The organism is Adhaeribacter terreus (assembly GCF_042657365.1).
GTDB classification, from domain to species: Bacteria; Bacteroidota; Bacteroidia; order Cytophagales; family Hymenobacteraceae; genus Adhaeribacter_A; species Adhaeribacter_A terreus.
This window is the reverse complement of sequence record NZ_JBHSKT010000010.1, coordinates 1-19,814: the sequence shown is the minus strand read 5'-3', so window position 1 is coordinate 19,814 and position 19,814 is coordinate 1. Positions and strand designations below refer to the sequence as shown.

The 19,814-nt window shown below is 45.4% G+C and carries 7 protein-coding genes and 2 tRNA genes; 4 read left to right on the top strand and 5 right to left on the bottom strand.

The window, feature by feature from the left end; genetic code table 11:
- Positions 1-11 precede the first annotated feature (11 nt).
- On the top strand, positions 12-1,877 hold the full coding sequence (locus ACFPIB_RS14940) for a gliding motility-associated C-terminal domain-containing protein (protein WP_378018270.1): 1,866 nt from the start codon (positions 12-14) through the stop codon (positions 1,875-1,877).
- Between the two features lie 327 nt (positions 1,878-2,204).
- Here ACFPIB_RS14940 and ACFPIB_RS14935 read toward each other — a convergent pair whose 3' ends face one another.
- On the bottom strand, positions 2,205-7,463 hold the full coding sequence (locus ACFPIB_RS14935) for a T9SS type B sorting domain-containing protein (RefSeq protein ID WP_378018269.1): 5,259 nt from the start codon (positions 7,461-7,463) through the stop codon (positions 2,205-2,207).
- Positions 7,464-7,801: 338 nt separating this feature from the next.
- Positions 7,802-14,092, bottom strand: a complete 6,291-nt coding sequence (locus ACFPIB_RS14930) for a PKD domain-containing protein (RefSeq protein ID WP_378018268.1) — start codon at positions 14,090-14,092, stop codon at positions 7,802-7,804.
- Between the two features lie 540 nt (positions 14,093-14,632).
- Between ACFPIB_RS14930 and ACFPIB_RS14925 the strand changes: the two genes are divergently transcribed.
- Positions 14,633-15,439, top strand: coding sequence for an SDR family oxidoreductase (locus ACFPIB_RS14925; protein WP_378018267.1), 807 nt, complete (start codon positions 14,633-14,635; stop codon positions 15,437-15,439).
- A 122-nt stretch (positions 15,440-15,561) separates the two neighbouring features.
- Here ACFPIB_RS14925 and ACFPIB_RS14920 read toward each other — a convergent pair whose 3' ends face one another.
- Positions 15,562-17,802, bottom strand: coding sequence for a GEVED domain-containing protein (locus ACFPIB_RS14920; protein ID WP_378018266.1), 2,241 nt, complete (start codon positions 17,800-17,802; stop codon positions 15,562-15,564).
- A 165-nt stretch (positions 17,803-17,967) separates the two neighbouring features.
- Positions 17,968-18,708: a tetratricopeptide repeat protein gene (locus tag ACFPIB_RS14915; protein WP_378018265.1), complete on the bottom strand. Its 741-nt coding sequence runs from the start codon at positions 18,706-18,708 to the stop codon at positions 17,968-17,970.
- A gap of 70 nt (positions 18,709-18,778) precedes the next feature.
- Here ACFPIB_RS14915 and ACFPIB_RS14910 point away from each other — a divergent pair.
- Positions 18,779-18,854 (top strand) — tRNA-Lys (locus tag ACFPIB_RS14910).
- Positions 18,855-18,914: 60 nt separating this feature from the next.
- Positions 18,915-18,987, top strand: a tRNA-Lys gene (locus tag ACFPIB_RS14905).
- 56 nt (positions 18,988-19,043) lie between these two features.
- Here ACFPIB_RS14905 and ACFPIB_RS14900 read toward each other — a convergent pair.
- Positions 19,044-19,547, bottom strand: a complete 504-nt coding sequence (locus ACFPIB_RS14900) for an SRPBCC family protein (protein ID WP_378018264.1) — start codon at positions 19,545-19,547, stop codon at positions 19,044-19,046.
- Positions 19,548-19,814 lie beyond the last annotated feature (267 nt).

Here is a 19,814-nt window from a genome sequence, read left to right as displayed (position 1 = left end):
AATTTATAATTATGAAGCACGTCAGACTTTTTTTGCTCCTTTGCATAGCGTTTTTGAGCCAAACGACTTTTGCCAATCACCTGGTAGGCGGCGAATTTCAGATAACTTACCAAAGCAATTTTACCTACCAGATCCAGCTGAATGTTTACGGCGATGCGGCAGGCTTAAATGGTCCGCAGGGAAACGAAGATCAATTTGTGGATGTGGCAACGTTCAGTAAGCAAACGAACCAAATGGTAGAAGCTTTCAGGATACCCATTAGTTCTACCTTTTTTGTGCCTTATGTGAACCTGCAGTGTAAAAACGCTTCTATACAAACCAAAGTTTTGCAGTACCGGTTACAGAAATACCTGGCGCCTGCGTTATACAGCAATCCGAACGGTTATTACATCGTCTGGGATCGTTGTTGCCGGAACAGCGGCATTGCCAATATTCAACAGCCGAATTTTGCGGGGTTCGTGTTTTATGCTGAGTTTCCGGCAGTAACTAAAAATGCGGCAGCATTTATTAATAGCAGCCCGGTTTTACCGCCTATGCCCCCCGATATTTTATGCGTGCAGGAACTGTATCAGTATTCTCTACAGGCTACCGATGCCGACGGCGACCAACTGGTTTATGAACTTTCAGAGCCAATGTATGGCAGCACCGACCAGCAATTTCCAATCCAATCAGTTCCGAATCCTGCTCCGTATCGCCCGGTAATCTGGCAACCAGGTTATGGTTTAGCGAATATGATTCCTGGTTCCCCGGCGCTTAATATTAACGCTACAACTGGTTTGCTTTCGGTGAGGCCGCAAAATGCGGGTTTATATGTTTTTGCCGTTACCATTTCAGAATTCCGCAATAATGTGAAAATAGGAGAGGTGCGCCGCGATATTCAGGTGAAAGTAACGGCCTGCCAGAGCAACCAGAAACCAAAACTCAGTTTACGATTACCCGGCGCCACCCAGGATTATCAGGAAGGCGATACGCTTTTTGTAACCGATGCGACCGATTATTGCTATCCTTTTTCCTTTTCCGATTCTAATTTAGGCCAGACCATTACGCTGGAAGTGGTGCCGGTCAATTTTGCGCAGAAACCGGTTATTACGCCTGCTTCGGGCACGATTGCGCAGGCGGGGCAAACCTTAACCGGGCAGATCTGCTGGGCCGATTGTAATGTGAATTCGCCGAATACGCTATACAAAGTAAACCTTATAGCCAGAGATAACGCCTGCGGAAATGCCGGCACCGATACGCTGGAACTTACTTACCTGGTGGTGCCCAAACCGAATGCTAAACCCGTAATTGTAACGCAAAACTTGGTGAATAATGAAGCTTCTGCGCAAGTTGGCCAAACCCTGAATTTTAACTTGCTAAGCACCGATTCGGACCAGGATGACCTGGTGGTTTCTATGGAAGGCGTTGGATTTAATGCGGCAGCTTTGAGCATGAATTTAACGTCGCTAACCGGGAAAGGCGAAGTGCGGTCCGGGTTTTCCTGGACGCCGGCTTGTGAGCAATTTCTGGAACGAACCGAATATGACCTGCGCTTTAAAGTGAAAGATAACAGCTGTTTTACCGACCATATTGATACCGTTTTAGTAAAAGTGTGGTTAGCGGAAAATCCGGATCTGGTAGAATTTCTGCCGCCCAATATCTTTACCCCGAACGGCGATGGTTTTAACGATAAGTTTGTAATGCCGACCTTGCCCAAAGATAAATGCAACGATGTTTTCATGGAGATAAGGATCTTCAGCCGCTGGGGCCACCAGGTTTACGATTCTAAAGACCGCAACTTTGCCTGGAACGGGAAAAATATAAGCGACGGCGTTTATTATTACCGCGTGAAATTCGAGAAGAAAACATACAAAGGTTACGTTACGATCGTGCGATAAAGCGTAGTCTTATTGATTTTTTTGGCTCAAAACCCTACCGTTTTTTTTAAGAATTATACTGTTAATTTTCTTAAAACGGTAGGGTTTTGGCCCTGAAATTCAGGCTTTATGCTTCATTAATCATTACTGCTGCCAACATTTACAATAGCGTATTCAGAATGAAGTTTCAGAGAAATAAAACTGTAAAAACGGTAGGGTTTTGAGCCTGAAAAGTCGCGGAAGCTTCCGAGAGTTTTAACTTTAAATTGATGATGAAAATAAAAAAGCCACCTGCAAAACAGGTGGCTTTTTTTGATCGGCTCGGAAGTTTGGATTTAGAGCAGAGCTTTATTTCGAAATCTCAACCCAGTTTTTAAAGCTGCGGCCGTCTTTCAATTTCAGCAGGAAGTAGTAAGTGCCCGGAGCCAGATCTTTACCATTCCAGGAGTTATCGTAATCTTTTTTGCGGTACACTTCATTGCCCCAACGGTTGAAAATGCTGAGTTCGTTGCCAGGGTAAAGGTTAATGTTCTCAATCACGAATTTGTCGTTATAATTGTCATCGTTCGGGGTAATGATGTTGTAGAATTTCAGCTCGTTCACAAAATTCACACACGCCACATTAGACCATGAAACCCGCGTATCGGCACTTTTTGCTTTTATGCGGAAGCACTGGTTAAAACCAAGTGAAGAAATATTGCTTAAAGTAACCGAGGTATCGTTAGCCGTTAAGGTTTTGGTCGGCAGCAACGAGAAATTTCCGTTATCGGCTTGCGCATAAATTTCATAACCGCTTACATTCCAACCGTAATAACCATTCCAGTTCAGGGTTACGGTTTTAGCGGCTTCGTTGGCTTTTACTTCCAGCATCATGGTTTTATGCGTGGTGCTGTTCAGCACTGTTCCGCATTCGTTCAGGCTTTCCAGGCGGTATTCATAAACCTTGTTGCTGGTCTGCGCGCCGTTATCGGTAAAGCTTAGAGCCGTATTGGGTAGCGTCTGAATTTTGCTGAAAGTAGTGGTTCCGGCTTCGCGGCGGTAAACTTCAATAGATTTGGTATTGCCGGTAGTGTTTCGGAGCATTTGCAGATCCAGCTCCACTACTTTGTCGTTCTGTGCACCCGTAGAAATATTATTCAGTTTAACTATCGAAGCATCCAGAATAACATTTAATAACACTGGTGCGCCTTCGCATCCCAGAGCAGATATAGGCGTTACTTTAATCTGTTTGGTATCGGTGTTATCGAAGTTTACATAAATACTGTCGTTAGTAGAGCCGGCATTTACCATAGTGCCGCCGGAAACTTGCCAGTTATACGTATAGCCTATTCCACCCTGCACATAGAACAGCTGGTTATTCAGATTTTCCGGGCAAACATTTGCATTGCCGAAGATCTGCGATATCACCGGCGTTGGTTCTACGTTTACAACTTTCGTGATCGGAGTGCCTACGCAACCATTCGCATTCGTTTCAATTACCGTTAACGTGTGCAAGCCGGAAGTATTTGACTGGAAAGGAACCGTGCCGGAAGTGCTGGTTAGCGGGGTAGTAGTTCCATTATGCGTTACTGTCCAGGCGTAAGTGGAATTTGCAGCACCGGAAATTGTAAAGTTTGCCGCCGTATTCAGGCAGATATCCGAAGGGCCGGAAATGGCTAAAAGCGGGTTAGGTGAAGGCAGGATCGTTACGGCAAATGTAGGTGAATTACCGAAGCAATTAGCCGAACCGGTGCTCGATTCCTGCACCACAATACTGTTTGCTCCAACGGAAGTCCAGTTAATGTAAACGGTGTCGCCTTTAACGTTGCTACTCGTTACAGTTCCGCCGGTTACGGTCCAGGTAAAGCTAGAACCAATGGTTGGGTTTTGCATTACGTACATTACATTGCCCGCCTGGTTTTTACAGATAGACGTTGGACCAACCGGTTGCGGTGTTACTAAGATCGGGTTGATAGTTACCGGTAAGCTGAATGTTGGGCCAGTACAACCTTGTGTATTTACTGCCTGCGCAGATACCGAAGCCGAAGCAGCGCCATTCCAGTTTACGGTAATTTCCGTAGTTCCCTGACCGGAAACAATTGTACCATTACCGCTGGAAACTGACCATTGGTAATTGCTTTGCCGCGGATTCACAATGCTGTATTTCACACCGGATAAGCCAGGGCAAATTGAGGTAGGGCCGGAAATAGCATCCGCCAGCGGCGAAGGATTTACCGTTACCAGCACTGAATCTGATTTGGAGCAGTTATTGGCCGTAGCAGTTACATAAAGTAGTACCGTGATCGGGCTGCCTGTGGTATTGGTTCCGGTAAATACCGGCATAGCAGCAGTTAAGCTCGATAAACCAGGATTCGGAGCCCAACTATAAGTATAACCCGGTTGCGCCGCCGTTCCTACCGTTGCCATATTTCCGGAACAGATCACCTGGTTAGCTCCAGCATCTACAACTATGGCCGGATTAACCGTTACCGTAACCTGATCGGTAGTTACGCAACCGTTTAAAGTAGTTGTAACGGTGTAATTCTGGGTAATCGGGGAAGCCGTATTATTCGTTAACGAAACAGTAGGGTTGGCTGCGCTGGTGCTGGATAAGCCCGTAGCCGGAGACCAGGAATAAGTATAGCCAGCGCTGGCAGTTGTACCCAACGTTGTATTCGTGCCGGAGCAGATCGTTTTATCGGAACCAGCGTTGGCAATTGGCATTGGTTTAATAGTTACGATCACCGTGTCTTTCGCAATACAACCAAAAGAATTTGTAGCGGTTACAATATAGGTTTGGTTAATGGGGGCAGTTGTTGTGTTTGGCAAAGTAACAACCGGATTGGCGATGGTAGTGCTTGATAAACCGGTGCCGGTCCAGGAATACGTAATGCCGGCAACTGCAGGAGAACCAATAGTAGCAGGTTCGTTGGAACAAACTGTTTGGTTAGTGCCTGCGTTCGCAGTTGGTTTCGGATTTACAGTTATGGTTACCTGATCGGTGCTGATACAACCGGTTGACGTGTTGGTAGCTGTAACGGTATATGTAGTAGTTACCACCGGTGAAACGCTAGGGTTATTGCCAGTAAAAGTATTGGTGCCATCTGTCCAGCTGAAAGTCATCGGGCCATTTGCAGTTGCAGTAAGCGTAGTTGGGGTTCCAAGACAAATTGCGCGGTCTGCGCCGGCATCTACAACCGGAGGTGGATTTACCGTTACAGTTAACTGGGTATTCGCGCTGCAGTTCGAAGCAGTAGTTCCGGTTACGGTATACGTTGTAGTAGCCGCCGGCGAAACGCTGATGTTATTGCCGGTAAAAGTATTGGTGCCATCAGTAAAAGTAAAGCTGCTGATTCCGGTTGCAGTCGCCGAAAGGGTAGTCGCTTGCCCGGCGCAAATGGTGCGGTTGGAAGCTGTAATTACCGGCAACGGATTCACGGTTACTGTTACCTGGTCCGTGGAAGTACAAGAATTGGTGGTGCCGGTTACGGTATAAGTGGTGGTGGCGGTTGGTGAAACGGTAATGCTGGAGCCGGTAAAAGTATTGGTTCCGTTCGTCCAGGTATAAGTTGTAGCACCGGTGGCATTTAAAGTAACAGGCGTACCTGCGCAAACAGCCTGGTTTACGCCGGCATCCACTACCGGAGCCGGAAGCACCGTAATAGTAACCTGATCGGTACTGAAGCAGCCACTCAAAGAATTGGTTCCGGTTACGGTGTAAGTTGTGGTAGTTAAAGGCGTTACATTTATGTTGTTTCCGGTGAAGGTACTTACTCCGTCGGTCCAGGAATAAGTTGATGCACCTGTTGCGGTTAAGGTTGCTGCACTTCCCTGGCAAATACTGCGGTTAGTACCGGCATCTACCGTTGGTGGCGGATTTACGGTTATCGTAATGGAATTCGCGCCGTTGCAACCCGTAATTCCCGTACCGGAAACCGAATAAGTAGTGGTGGCAGTAGGCGTAACCGTCAGCGTTGAACCAGCAAAAGTATTGGTACCATCGGACCAGGTATAATTGGTGCCGCCGGCTGCCGTTAAAGTTACCGGGGTGCCTACGCAAACTGCCGTAGCCGTAGCGTTCAGCGTTAAAGCAATTCCTGGCGATACATTCACAAAAAAGCTGATGGAATCGGTGCAGCTGCCGGTACTGGTTTCTATAGCTGTTAATTTATAACGCCCGGCGGTTGACCATTGCACCCGGATCGAGTCGTTATTTTTATTGCCCAGAATGTTGCCGCCGCCGGATAACCGCCAGTTGTAATTGGCGGAAGCTTTGCCCAAGATATTATAGGTTTCGGTGCTGTTGCTGCAAACGGTGGTATCGCCGGAAATCTGCTGCGGACCTTCGTAAGGCAACACTTCTATCTGGAAGGTTTCTGTTTTACTGAGCGGCGGGCAAATGTTTTCGTCCTGAACGGTAATGTTAAGCGGGTAAATATTGGCGTCGCCGCAAACGGAAGTGAAGTTGAAGGTTGCCGTAGTGCCACTAACTGCATTTTTTATGGTTGTGTTGCTGGTAGCGCCGTTGAAGCTGGCATTTTTATTACCGGGGCCATCAAGCAACGGGCTGGATGCGGTAATTTTCAGGGTTTGCCCAACATTTGGATCGGTGAACGTAAAAAGGATTGGCGGAATAGCAGCCCCTTCCGTAATGGTTATATTTTTAGGACCGGTATAAGTGAAATTAGGTTTCAGGTTATTATTGGGCGGTATATCTTTTACAACCAGCTGAATATCCCGGATACTCGAACCGATCAGAATGTCGCCCACCCCCGGAATATTCCGGTATTCCTTCACCTGAAAAGATACTACATACTTACGGTCCTGGGTATTACCCGGAATAGGGGGCACATAATATTTTGCTAAACCGGTACTGGCATTAATAGAGGCATAACCGCCTACCCCAAAAGGTTGGGCAAAGCTATAGCCAGGTAAATAAGTTACAGTTTGTGGGGGAGTATTAAAAGTCGACAAACCCGCATTAAAAGCATAAGGTTGGTTAAAAGAATAGATCAAGCGGTCTCCATCGGCATCGAATGCACTGTTTACAACGTTCGTTGTATCACCTGCAAAAATTACTACCACAGCTGTATCGGTGAAAACCGGTGAAGAACCTGGATTTTCTAAGAACGGCGGCGGAATCTGCATGTATAATGACATATTTCCACCAGTAATATTGGTAATATCGCTGTTCCGGGCATTGGCTACGGCGGTTACATAATAGCCGTTAAAAGATAATGGCAGATCTACAACATGTACGAAGGTTAGTAATTTGATCTGTGGAAATGGAATAGGGCAACTCGACGGAATTGGTAATGGTAAATTTGGAAGTGCAGACGGAGCCGGGCTTGCAAAAATTGGTAATGAATTGAAAAGGTGCGAACCCGAATTATTTCCGTTAGAACTATAATAATTAAATACCATTGGGTCGGTAATACTCGCGCCGCTCGAACCAACATAATGCTTCAGGGTAATGCGGTACCGGAAGGGGGTTGCCTGAGAGCCAAATTGGCCCAGGTATTCGTAGGTAAATTCGCCGCCGTATAAGTGCGACGCCTGTGCCTGTTCCCGCATCTGAAACAGGAAAATTAGAAGGAATAACGTCTTGAGTAAATTTTTAATACGCATAGGAAGGTATTAACGAGTTTGTTTAAAGCAGTTCTAAGTAAAATCGGCCGGCCGGAATAAATTTCAGCTGCCGTTGCAGGGCTTGTTTATTACAGGACGCGATCCAACCCGCTTTCAGTTGCCTGCCCCTGAAAGCCTTTTTTAATGTCTGAATCGGATCGAAATTAATAATAACTAAATGTACTCTGAGTTTTTTAGGCTCAAACCCTACCGTTTTGTTATCAGCAGTAACCAGAAAACGCTATGGTTTTGGAGCAAAAAAGTATGTGGTTAGTAAATAAAAGAGTGGTTCAAAAAATCAGCAGACCAGTTCTGAACCAGTCTGCTGATCGGGATTATTATTCCAGCACAATTCTTCTTACGCCGGAAGTTTTACTGTTCTGAATTTTGATAAAGTAAACGCCTTTGGCTAGGCTGCGCAGATCCAGCGGATTCGCTTTGTCTTCCGAAAGCACTACTTCTTTGCGGAGTAAAACTTCGCCCAGCACATTGGTAACTTCCAGGTCAAAATCTTCCGACGCGGCGGTGTTCAGGCGCAGGTTGATCATGCCGGCCGAAGGGTTCGGGTAAACTTCGAAAACTGCCGGACCAAATCCTTCCTTCGGAATACCCACATTGCTGCGGCAGGTCCAGTTGGCTTCAAAACCTGGGTACACGCCGCTGCCATCCGTCATGAATCTTACCGTAAGGGCGCCACCGGAAGAAGTTATCGGTAAACCGTTATTCGGTAACATTGTCCCGTTAAAAGTACCCAGTAGCGGCGAAGTGATGCTCGGTCCGTCGTAGATCATTACATAATCGCAGCAAGATTCCAGGTGGAAGGCCGTAAAGGTAAGCGTAACGCTTGTAGCGCCGGTTGGGGCAATAATCACCATACCATCTGCCATATTGGAGTAGGAATTATTCGGGCCGCCGTCGTCATACAAAACACCGGTACAAGATCTGGTAGTTACAGCGCTAAAGTTGGTCGGCATGGTAATGGTGCGGCAGGCAGCGTTGTTCGGGTCAAAAAGAATATGGCCGTTTTTAGTAACGATATTCGAACCGTTCGCATTTCCAGCGGTTAACGAAACTGAGTAAGTGCCCGGGTTCGCATAGGTGTGGATCGGGTTCTGCAAAGTAGAAGTATTACCATCGCCGAAATTCCACAACCAGGAAGTCGGTATATTGCTGGAAGCATCGGTAAAAGTTACCTGGCCATCGCAGGTTATCGGCGGCGAAACGGTGAAATCCGGTGTTGGCGGCATTGTATTGATCGTACAGTTCCAGTTCGCGGCGAACCCTGAAAATACCGCACTGCCATCGGTTGTAAAACGAACGGTTAACGCATTGCCTGTAGAAACGATCGGTGCACCATTGTTCGGCAGGAAAGTACCGTTATACATGCCTATAACCGGTGAACTGGTATTTGGCCCATCGTAGATCGTAACATAATCGCAGCAGGATTCCAGCTGGAAGGCGGTAAACGTTAGCGAAACGGAAGTTGCGCCAGTTGGAGCTATTACTACTGTGCCGCTGGCATTATTAGAATACATATTCAATGGTCCGCCGTCGTCATAAATAGTGCCCGTGCAGGTATTTCGGGTAACGGTAGTGCCATTTACCGGCATGTTCACGCTGAAGCAGGAAGCATGCGTAGTGCTATAGGTAATGTAACCAGGTTTGGTGTGCGGGTTATTGCCATAAGCATTTTGGGTGGTAAGCGTTACATTATAAGTTCCCTGGGTTGCATAGGTGTGGCTTGGGTTCTGCAAAGTAGAAGTATTGCCGTCGCCGAAATTCCACAACCAGGAAGTCGGGTTATTCTGAGAAAGATCTGTGAAATTAACCACTCCGTTACAAGTAATTGTCTGGTCAGCGCTGAAGTTTGTAATTGGCGGAATGGTGTTCGGCTGAATATTGATAGCATAATCTTCTGTTTCACCGATCCACATATTAGAGGCACAAGGGTCGAAAAGTCCGAAAGTCTGGCTGTAGATAATGCGCATGCGGGTAACTCCCAGGCTCGCAGTAGATGGAATATTGATTATACCGTTAGCAACCAATGGCATACCGTTAAACTGCATATTCAATACTTTTTCAGTGCTCTGGAAGAAGCCGTCCTTATTAAAATCGATCCAGATATCGGCATAACCAAACGGCCCGGTACTATTGCCCAAAGTCAGGGAAATAGGGTTAGATGGCGTACCGCTTATCACGTTGGTGTTCAGGTAAGTATAATTGCCATAAGCATTGGCATCTGCCCCGGTAGTATTGTTAATAGTGCCAAAGGTTACATTGCTTAACCACTGATTGCTGTTGTTGTGACCATTGGATGCGCAATACGTTAAACAAGGCACCGTAATGTTTACAAAGTTGGTTTTGGTAATGGTATTGCAAACGCCGTTTTTGCAGGCCGTGAGCATTACATTATAACTGCCCGCAGTAGTGGTAGAATACGTAGCGACCGGACTTTGCAGGGTAGAAGTAGTACCGTTCCCGAAATCCCACAGCCAGGAAGTTGCCCCGTTCAAAGATGCATCATTGAATTGCACCGTTCCGCTGCAAACGTTATTAAGATTGGCGGTAAAGTTAGCGACTACCGGCAATGTGTTTGGCAGAATATTGATGGTATAATCTTCCGTTTCGCCCATTGGTAAGTTCGTGATACACGCATTTGCCAGGTTGAAATTTGTGCTCATGATCACACGCATGCGGGTAAACCCAGTCTGGGCCGTGCCCGGCACCGTGATATTACCTGAAGTAGAATTTACCCCGGATATATTATTGGTAAAGGCATTATAAACCTTTTCCGAAGTCTGGAAAATACCGTCCTTATTAAAATCGATCCAGATGTCAACATATCGGTTTCCTCCCGTTGTACTTCCCAACGTAACCGTAACTGGGTTCGTAGTTGTGCCCAGCACCATGCTGTTATTCAGGTAGGTGTAATTGCCATAACCATTGGCATCCTGTCCGCTGGTATTATTGATTGTGCCGGTAGTAACGTTGCTGATCCATTGGTTGGTGTTATTATGGCCGTTAGAAGCGCAATACGTTAAGCAAGGCACAGTAATATTTACGAAGTTGTTTTTGGTGATCGTATCGCAAACGCCGTTTTTGCAGGCAATAAGCGTTACGTTATAGCTTGCAGGGGTTGTAGTAGAATACGTGGCGACCGGATTCTGCAGGGTGGAAGTATTGCCGTTCCCGAAATTCCACTGCCAGGAAGTTGCCCCGTTCAAAGAAGCATCGTTGAATTGCACCGTTCCAGTACAGATGTTATTCAGGTTGGCGGTAAAATCTGCTACCGTAGGAAGCGTGTTCGGAGTGATATTGATCGTATAATCTTCCGTATCGGTCTGATTCTGGTTGGTGATACACGGGTTGGTAAGGTTGAAGTTCGGGCTCATGATCACGCGCATACGGGTAAAACCAGACTGAGCAGTGCCAGGAATCGTAATAGTGCCGGTGGTGGAAATAGCAGTTGATCCAACATTCATGGCGCGATCATTATAAACTCTTTCTGTAGTCTGGAAAATACCATCTTTGTTCAGGTCTATCCAGATGGCTATGTATGGAAAGTAACCGTTGGTATTGCCAACAGATACCGTAACCGGGTTGGTGCTGGCTAACATCATATTACCCGATATATAGGTATAATTACCATAGCCCCCTGCGTCAGGTCCGGTAGTATTGTTAATGCCGCCGGTATTTACGGTTTTAATCCATTGGTTATTATTCATGTGGCCATTAGATGCACAATACGTTAAGCATGGCACCGTAATGTTCACAAAATTCGTTTTTACAATCGTATCGCAGCCAAAGCTGTTGCAGGAAATCAGGGTTACATTATAAGTTCCTGGTGTTGTGGTAGCGTACGTTGCGGTTGGGTTTTGTTGGGTAGAAGTAGTACCGTTTCCGAAATCCCACAGCCAGGATGTAGGGCTGTTCGTAGATAGATCCTGGAAAGGTACGCTGCCAGTACAAATATTGGTAAGGTCGGCCCGGAAGTTGGTAACCGGTTTGGTAGTAACCGGAGTACAGTTCCAGGTAGCCGCAAAACCATTTCGTACTACACCATTATCGCTGGTAAAATGCAGCGTTAACGCAGAACTGGTAGAAGTAATGCTACCGCCATTAGGCAGGTTAGTGCCCGAGTAAACTCCAATGAGCGGTGAATTGGTATTCGGACCGTCGTAAATTCTCAGAAAATCCCAGCCGCTTTCCAGATCGAAGGTAGAGAATGTAAGCGTAACCGTACCGGCGTTGGCTGGTGCAATGGTCAGTTTGCTGTCAGCACTGTTCGGATACTGACCAAATTGCCCGCCCGGATCATAAACAGTTCCGGCACATAAAGTTGCATTTGGCGCCGTGCCGTTTGCGGGCATTACTACTGTTGTACAGAAAGCATTTGTAGGGTCGTAGTTAATGAAATTGGTTTTAATGATGGTATCGCAGCCGAAGCTGTTGCAGGAAATTAAGGTAACGGTGTACTGACCAGTGCTTGCATACGTATGGCTTGGGTTCTGCAACGTAGAAGTATTATTTGCCCCGGAAGCCGGATCGCCGAAATTCCACGACCACGATGTAGGGATATTAATGGAATTATCGCTGAAAGCTACGATTCCGCTGCACGATATCTGGCTGGGTACTGTAAAATCCGGGATAGGAGGTTGTTGGTTCGTCTGGATAATGATGGTATAATCTTCCACCTCCATGCCGAACTGATTGCTGAAACAAGGATTGTTTGGTGCATTTATAGTAGTTGAGGTCATTACCCGCATGCGGGTTGAACCTAACGGTGCACTTGCAGGAACCAGAACGCTGGCCGTAGCAACCCCGTTTGTTCTTGGTACAGACATTACCTGCTCGGAAGTTTCAAAGTAGCCGTTCCTGTTATAATCGATCCAGGCACTAACCGATGAACTTAAGATAGGGCCGCCCCGCGTAACATTTAAAGTGGCCGGACTGCCTTGTAATAAGGTGGCAGCCATCGCGGTGAAATTGGAATAACCACCAACGGCTTGGCCGGAAGGATTATTCAGGTTGCTCAGAGATACATTGGAAATGTGAACGTTATTGTTATTGTGGCCGCCGGATGGACAATAAATAAGGCACGGTTTAACTACCGAAATGTAATTGGTTTTCGTAATGCTGTTGCCGCCGTTGTTGTTGGTCGCAGTTAATGTAACGGTATAATTTCCGGCGTTGTGGTAAATGTGCACCGGGTTTTTCAAAGTAGAGGTATTGTTTGCCCCGGAAGCCGGGTCGCCGAAATTCCAGAGCCACGATGTAGGTGCGTTGCTTGAAAGATCGGTAAACTGCACTACGGTATCGCAGGCGGTTGCATAATTGGAGGTGAACTGGGCAACCGGCGGATTCGGATTAGGCGTAATGATAATGGTATAATCTTCAGCCTGACCGCTTTGAATACCGCTGCAACTATTGAAAGAACTGCCGATCTCATCCGACACGATGCGCATCCGCAAAGGCGTGTTCATAAAAGTAGTGCCGGGAATGGTAATATTACCTGTCGGGTTCACCTGGTTTAGTACTTGCGCCACCATTTCGTTTGCATCAGCAAAGCTGCCATTGTTGTTCAGGTCTATGTAAATGCGGGTATCCTGCGGATTTGAGCCCGTGGTTAAGGCAAACGGATAAATATTACCGGCTATTACCGAAACCGATTTCGCACAGGTAAAATCCTGGTAGCCGGCTGCCCCGTTGGCTGAGGTGTTGGTCATTAAGCCATTTCCGAAGTTTACGTTGGTAATACCGTAACCGCAGCAGTAATTAATGGTATTCGGGGTGCAGGAAGCTGCTACCGGCACATTGGTGTGATAAGTAACATAGTTAGTTTTTATTTCGGTATCTGCGCCCACAGAATTGGTAGCCGTAAGCGTAATGGTATATGTGCCCGGCGCCGAGAATGTATGGCAAGGGTTCTGCAACGTAGAAGTATTATTCGCGCCGGAAGCCGGGTCGCCGAAATTCCATAACCAAGAAGTAGGCCCGTTCTGCGACAGATCTGTAAAGCAGGCTGTTGGTGCGCAAACGGTAGTGGCTGAAGTAGAAAAATCGGCAACCGGAGCATTGGTATTAACGGTTACAGTTATGCGGTAATCTTCTACCTGCGAATATTGGGGCGTAGAGCAGGGCGTAGGCATTGCTGACGAAAAGTTGTCGGCGGAAACGCGCATGCGTAGTGGCGTATTGGTTACGGCTGTGGCCGGTATGGTAAAAGTACCCGCGTGCAGTTTTGCATTAAGCGAGCTGAAAGCCAGTTCGTTGGTAGCATGGAAACTGCCGTCGTTATTATAATCTATCCAGACCTTCACATTTTCGTTCGCATTCGGGTTGGTCTGAACACTGATCGGGTAACTCATACTGGCAAACAGGGAAGTACCGATGGTACAGGAATAATCCTGGTAGCCCTGGGCTGCACCCTGCGTAGCATTATTGATCGCGCCGTTGTTTACGTTCACGTTAAAAATCCCCATCCCGAAGATCCAGTTAGCACTTGGAGCGGCGCCTGGAGCCGGCGAGCAGGTATTGGCTATCGGGCATTGGGCAAAAGCCGTTGCCTGGAATAAGCTTAGCCCGATAATCAGTAGAACGGAAATCCTTGTTAGTAAGGAGTTTTTCATATAGTAGTAGTAAGGCAGTTTTTTCGTTTTTTAATAGACTTTAAGCCTGCAGTAGCTCCGTAAATTAAGAGTACAGCATACAAGATTCGGTCGCAAGTTGTTAAAGAATGTTGGAATTCCATATCCAGATTGTGTTTTTTATGCAAATTCTGAATGAGGAATTCCTGTAATCCTGCGTTTTAAAGCACTAAAAGTGTTATTTCAGACTTTTTGAGCCCATTTTGCTACCGTTTTTGCATAACTTCAGCTCTATAAAAGTAGTTGGTGCAAACGGTTAGTAAAATTTATTCACGGAAAAAAACAAGATTTTCGCCAAAAACAGGACGCACGAAATTGTCCGGCCGTTGCCTGTGGTAACAAAAATATTTTTCCACAAAACCCGCTGAAAACCAAGATTCTGCTTTAAATAGTATTTATTGTGTTTTGGAGTCGTTTCAGGTATAAATTCGGGCTGAAGCCGGATCACGAAAAGATTGGCAGCAGGTACTCGGAAAAAACTTGTTACTCCTTACCTTTGCATTCTTCGCGTTTAGAGAAAATATGAAAAACAAAGTTGTGCTTATTACCGGTGGTAGCTCCGGCATAGGCAAAGCCTGCGCTTTTGCATTTGGCAAAGCTGGTTGTAAAGTAGTGATAACCGGTCGTGACCAGCAGCGCCTGAATGAAGTAGCCGCCGAACTGTCCGCCAATAAAATTGAATGCCTGGCCGTTGCCGGCGATGTGAGCAACGAAACCGATGTGGAACGCATGATCTCAGAAACCATTTCCCGTTTTCAGCGGCTCGATATTCTGATAAACAATGCGGGTATTTCCATGCGCGCGTTATTCGAAGACCTGGAACTGGACGTGATCCGCAAGGTGATGGACATTAATTTCTGGGGTACGGTTTACGCTACTAAATACGCTTTGCCCTATATTACGGCGGCTAAAGGTTCTATTATCGGGGTTTCTTCTATTGCCGGTTACCGGGGTTTACCGGGCCGCACGGGTTATTCGGCTTCTAAGTTTGCGATGCAGGGTTTCCTGGAAGCGTTGCGTACTGAATTGCTGCCAAAAAATGTGCACGTGCTGGTGGCTTGTCCGGGTTTTACGGCTTCCAATATTCGAAACACCGCTTTGGCTGCCAACGGACAAGTGCAAGGCGAATCGCCGCGCGACGAAGGTAAAATGATGACCGCCGAAGAAGTTGCCGACCATATTTTACGCGCTACCATTCATCGCAAACGCGACCTGGTTTTAACGTTTCAGGGCAAATTTACCATTTTCCTGAACCGCTGGTTCCCGAGCCTGGCCGATAAGCTGGTTTACAACCACATGAAAAAGGAAAAAGATTCGCCGTTTAAATAGGTTTGAGTTTTTGAGGTGAAAAGCATAGCGTTTTTTGTTTGAAAACGGTAGGCTTTCGGGATGAAAAAGTGCTTATAATTAAAAAAGGTCCTTCAATTATGGAGGACCTTTTTTGTTAGAGTTTAGTAGATTACAACTTTCTTAACTGCCGAATTTGTATGATTAAAAACCCGGACCAGGTAAACGCCTTTTGGTAAATAACTGAGATCGATCTGCGTGATGGGTTCGGCATTTTTAAGTTCACGTTCCGCTACTATCTGCCCGATCAGGTTATGTACCTCCAGCTGAAAATGTTCTTGAAAAATGCTAGGGATTTCGAGGGAAAAAGTGCCGTTGCTGGGGTTTGGGTGTATGCTGATCGAATTAGAAAAATCATTTTCAGATATTCCAGTAGGATCAACAAACATAACAGCATAATCTTCAGTTTCGCCTACATTTATATTATCACACGCTAAAGGAAAAGGCACTTGACTAGCGCCTGTTGATCTTACTCTCATTCTCAAATATGTATTCCGAACAGGATTTGTGCCTGGTTGGAAATCTAAAGTGCCATAATGATTGTATATGGATGCAGACATAAATACATTTTCACTCCAATTAAAAACTCCATCATTATTCATATCGATCCAGATCTGTACTAAAATTGGTTCTATATGATGGGTTAAAATACTGACCTGATTATTACTACCATAAGTTAAATTAGTGAAATTATTACAAGCATAATTGAAGTAAGTGTGGCTGGAGTCGCTGGTAATATTAATTATGTTTCCTAGCTGTACTTTAGAAATTGCGAATTTGGATCTGTTAAAATTAATGCCAGGAATACAAACCGACGGTAGGTTCATAGATTGATTTTTTGCGACATTTATCAACGCAGAAATAGAATCGCAGCCTTGGCTATTGCAGCTTTTTAAGGTTACATTATAAATGCCTGCACTGGAAAAAGTATGCGTTGGGTGCTGTAGCGTTGAGTAATTTATTTGGCCTGAAGCTGTATCGCCAAAGTTCCAGAACCAACTGGTTGGGTTTCGCATTGAGCTTTCTGAAAAAGAAACAGTCCCATCACAAAGTATCTGAGCGCTATAGTTAAATGTAGCAAACGGAGGTTCAATAATTTTAATAGTATAATCTTCGGCTTGGCCTAATTGTATCCCGCTACAACTATTAAACATACTTCCCGGAATGTCGGAGACGATGCGCATTCGTAGTGGTACATTCAGAAAAGTCGTGGTTGGCATTATGATATTCGCAACAGGATTAACCTGGCTGAAGAGTTGTAAAATTGTCTCATTCGGACCAGTAAATGCTCCGTCATTATTTAAATCGATATATAACCTAACATCTTGCAGAATATTACCAGTATTTAAGGTTATCGGGTATGATTTCCCTGCTGACACTGTAAAAATTTTTGAGCAGGTAAAATCTTCATATCCTACCGAACCATTGGCAGAGCTATTGACCATTAATCCATTACCAAAATTGACATTCGTAATACCATAATTGCAACAATAATTTTGAGTTGTTGGAATACAACTGGATATAGTTGGTGAAGTATTGTGGTAGGTAATGAAATTGGTCTGTGTCAAAGAATCGCAGCCATTCAGATTACAGGCTTTCAGTTTTACGGTATAAGTTCCGGTTGCAGCATACGTATGGCTTGGGTTGGCTGCATTGGAAGTAGTGCCGTCGCCAAATTCCCAAAGGTAAGATGTAGCACCATTCTGGGTTAAATTCTGGAACTGCACCGTAGGCGAACAGGTAACCGGGTTGTTCACCGAAAAAGCGACAGCCGGTTTATTGGTGTTCGGCACTACCGTTATACCATAATCTTCCACCTGACTGTAAGCTGGCGTAGAGCAGGGGGTAGGTAACGCCGAAGAAAAGTTATCGGCCGAAACCCGCAGGCGAAGCACCGCATTTTTTACCACTGCTGCGCTTGCCGGAATGGTAAACGAACCAGTATGCACTTTCGCATTCACCGAAGAAAAGATGAGTTCCGTGGTCTGATCGAAAATACCGTTGTTGTTCAGGTCCAGCCAAGCCCGCACGTTTTCATTTGCATTCGGATTGGTGGTAACAGAAATGCTGGTGCTTACGCCTTCCAGTACAGTAGCTTTTTGCGTGCAGGAATAATCCTGGTAACCAGCCGAGGCGCCGCCCGTGGTAGCATTTGAAAAGCCGTTTGCACCGCTGCCAACAGAAACGTTAAAAATCCCCATCCCAAAAGGAAATGTTGAAGTTGGTGCGTTACCCGGCGTGCAGCTACTAGCAACAGGACATTGCGCAAAAACGGTATGGTTTAGCAGGAAAAAAGTAAAGAGCAATAAATACGCTCTTAGTAAAAGGAGGTAGGGTTTAGGCATAGCCTGATGTTTGCCGATTTTCAGACAAATGTATTAACAAAATACATCTTATGCCAACTCTGTTTGAGTTTTCAGAAATAAGCAAAAGATATTTAGGCTTCTTACTAACCCGATCAATTAGTTTTGGGTCAAAAACGCTATGCTTTTAACCCTAAAAACTGCAGCTTAATCGGGTAAAACCTGCAGATTCTTCTTCCGGATAAAAGCACTTTTATTGTTCCATTTTACTTTGTACCAGATATCGGTTTCGCCGGTAATAAACAGGCGGTTGCCGGGCGCAAAATTAACCAGCCATTTGGCCCCCGCCGAAGGTTGCGCCATTAATGCAGCCTGGCGCGTTTGCGTAATTCCTTCCCGGCGAAAAGTAAGGAAATTGATGTAGTAGAACAGGAAGGCCAGATAAAACATAAAACTGATCTGAAATGCTGGTTTGCGGAAAAAATCTTTTTGCCGTTTCAGAAACATGATCGTAACCGTAGCTACCGCCACAATCAGCATCAGTTCCAGGATCTTCATATAATATTTCTTGAACTGAGTCCGGAAGAAATCGATATCCCGGTATTGGTAACCGGTAAGGCCGTGCGTTTGGGCTACTTCTTCCATTTTCCGCAGCACAGTTCGGCTTGGGTGGCGGTTGTAATACAGGTTCAAGTAATACATAGAGCGCTCATACCGATGAAGCGCTTCTTCCATATAAGCCATTTTCAAAAGCATTTGCGGCGTATATTCTTCGCCATTTTGCAGAATATCCTGATAAAGCTCCAGCGATTTGAGGTATTGCTTTTTTTTATAAAGCGAATCGGCGGCCTGGAGCTGTGGCGTAAATTTTTGAGAATAAACAGGTTGGCTAAAACTTAATAAAATTGTGAAAAAAAATAAGCAGAAATTGTAGAAATAGTTTTGCATTTAAAATTTAAGCTATTAGTTTTGCATCGCAATTCAGGGAGACGCCTTTCGAATTTCAAAGTTAAGAAAAGATTCTGTAGCTCAGCTGGTAGAGCAATACACTTTTAATGTATGGGTCCTGGGTTCGAATCCCAGCGGGATCACCATCAGATCTTTCTGCTTAAAAAAAGCAGAAAGATCTTTTTACCAGATTTCTTAATTTTAATGATTCTGTAGCTCAGCTGGTAGAGCAATACACTTTTAATGTATGGGTCCTGGGTTCGAATCCCAGCGGGATCACAAAAAAAGCCGCTTCCTTTTTTGGAGCGGCTTTTTTATTTTCTGGATTTCCAGTTTTACTTTTTGTTGAGCAACGTGTTTGCCTCACCCTTTTCCGCAAATTTTCCAAACCGCTCAATCAATACCTGGTTTCTGAAATCGAATATTTCCTGTAATTGTTTCTTCACGAATAACGCATACGCCAGTTTGCCGAAAGGACCAAAAGGTAGACGATAATGCACCAGATCACGCATTTCCACCCCGCCCGGCACTTCCCTGAAAAAGTGCGTATGGTGCCAGAATTGATAAGGACCGAATCGCTGCTCATCGATAAAATATTCCTGGTCTTTTACGTGCGTAATTTCGGTCATCCAGAACATTTTAAAACCGAATAGAGGTTTTACATAATAATTAATGATCTGGCCGGGGTACATGGTTTCTGAACCCGAGTCGGAAATGACCTCGAAGCCCATGTAGGCGGGAGTTATGTGCTTCAAATTGCCCGGGGCAGAGAAAAACTTCCAGGCTTCTGTTAGGGAAATTGGTAATAACTGCGTGCGTTCTAAAATATGGTAACTCATAAAAACGGTAGAGAATTGGCAGTAAAAAGTAACAATCGGTTTCAAAACAACATGTTGGTAATTATGTTCACCCACCAATAAAAAAAAACTGCGGGCTGGTTTAATCCAGTCCGCAGCCAATAACCCGGAAGATGATACTATTAAGGGGTTGTTTTAATTACTAGGCTATTCAAGCTTACTGCACCACAATTTTCTGGTGGGTAGTGGCAGCGCCGTTTTGCAGGGAGATCAGGTAAATGCCTGGCTTTAAGTTATGCTGTTTCAGGT

Bases quoted from the DNA above. Each gene is read 5' to 3' on its own strand.
- ACFPIB_RS14940 (WP_378018270.1), top strand. From the start codon at position 12: ATGAAGCACGTCAGACTTTTTTTGCTCCTTTGCATAGCGTTTTTGAGC.
- ACFPIB_RS14935 (WP_378018269.1), bottom strand. From the start codon at position 7,463: ATGCGTATTAAAAATTTACTCAAGACGTTATTCCTTCTAATTTTCCTG.
- ACFPIB_RS14930 (WP_378018268.1), bottom strand. From the start codon at position 14,092: ATGAAAAACTCCTTACTAACAAGGATTTCCGTTCTACTGATTATCGGG.
- ACFPIB_RS14925 (WP_378018267.1), top strand. From the start codon at position 14,633: ATGAAAAACAAAGTTGTGCTTATTACCGGTGGTAGCTCCGGCATAGGC.
- ACFPIB_RS14920 (WP_378018266.1), bottom strand. From the start codon at position 17,802: ATGCCTAAACCCTACCTCCTTTTACTAAGAGCGTATTTATTGCTCTTT.
- ACFPIB_RS14915 (WP_378018265.1), bottom strand. From the start codon at position 18,708: ATGCAAAACTATTTCTACAATTTCTGCTTATTTTTTTTCACAATTTTA.
- ACFPIB_RS14900 (WP_378018264.1), bottom strand. From the start codon at position 19,547: ATGAGTTACCATATTTTAGAACGCACGCAGTTATTACCAATTTCCCTA.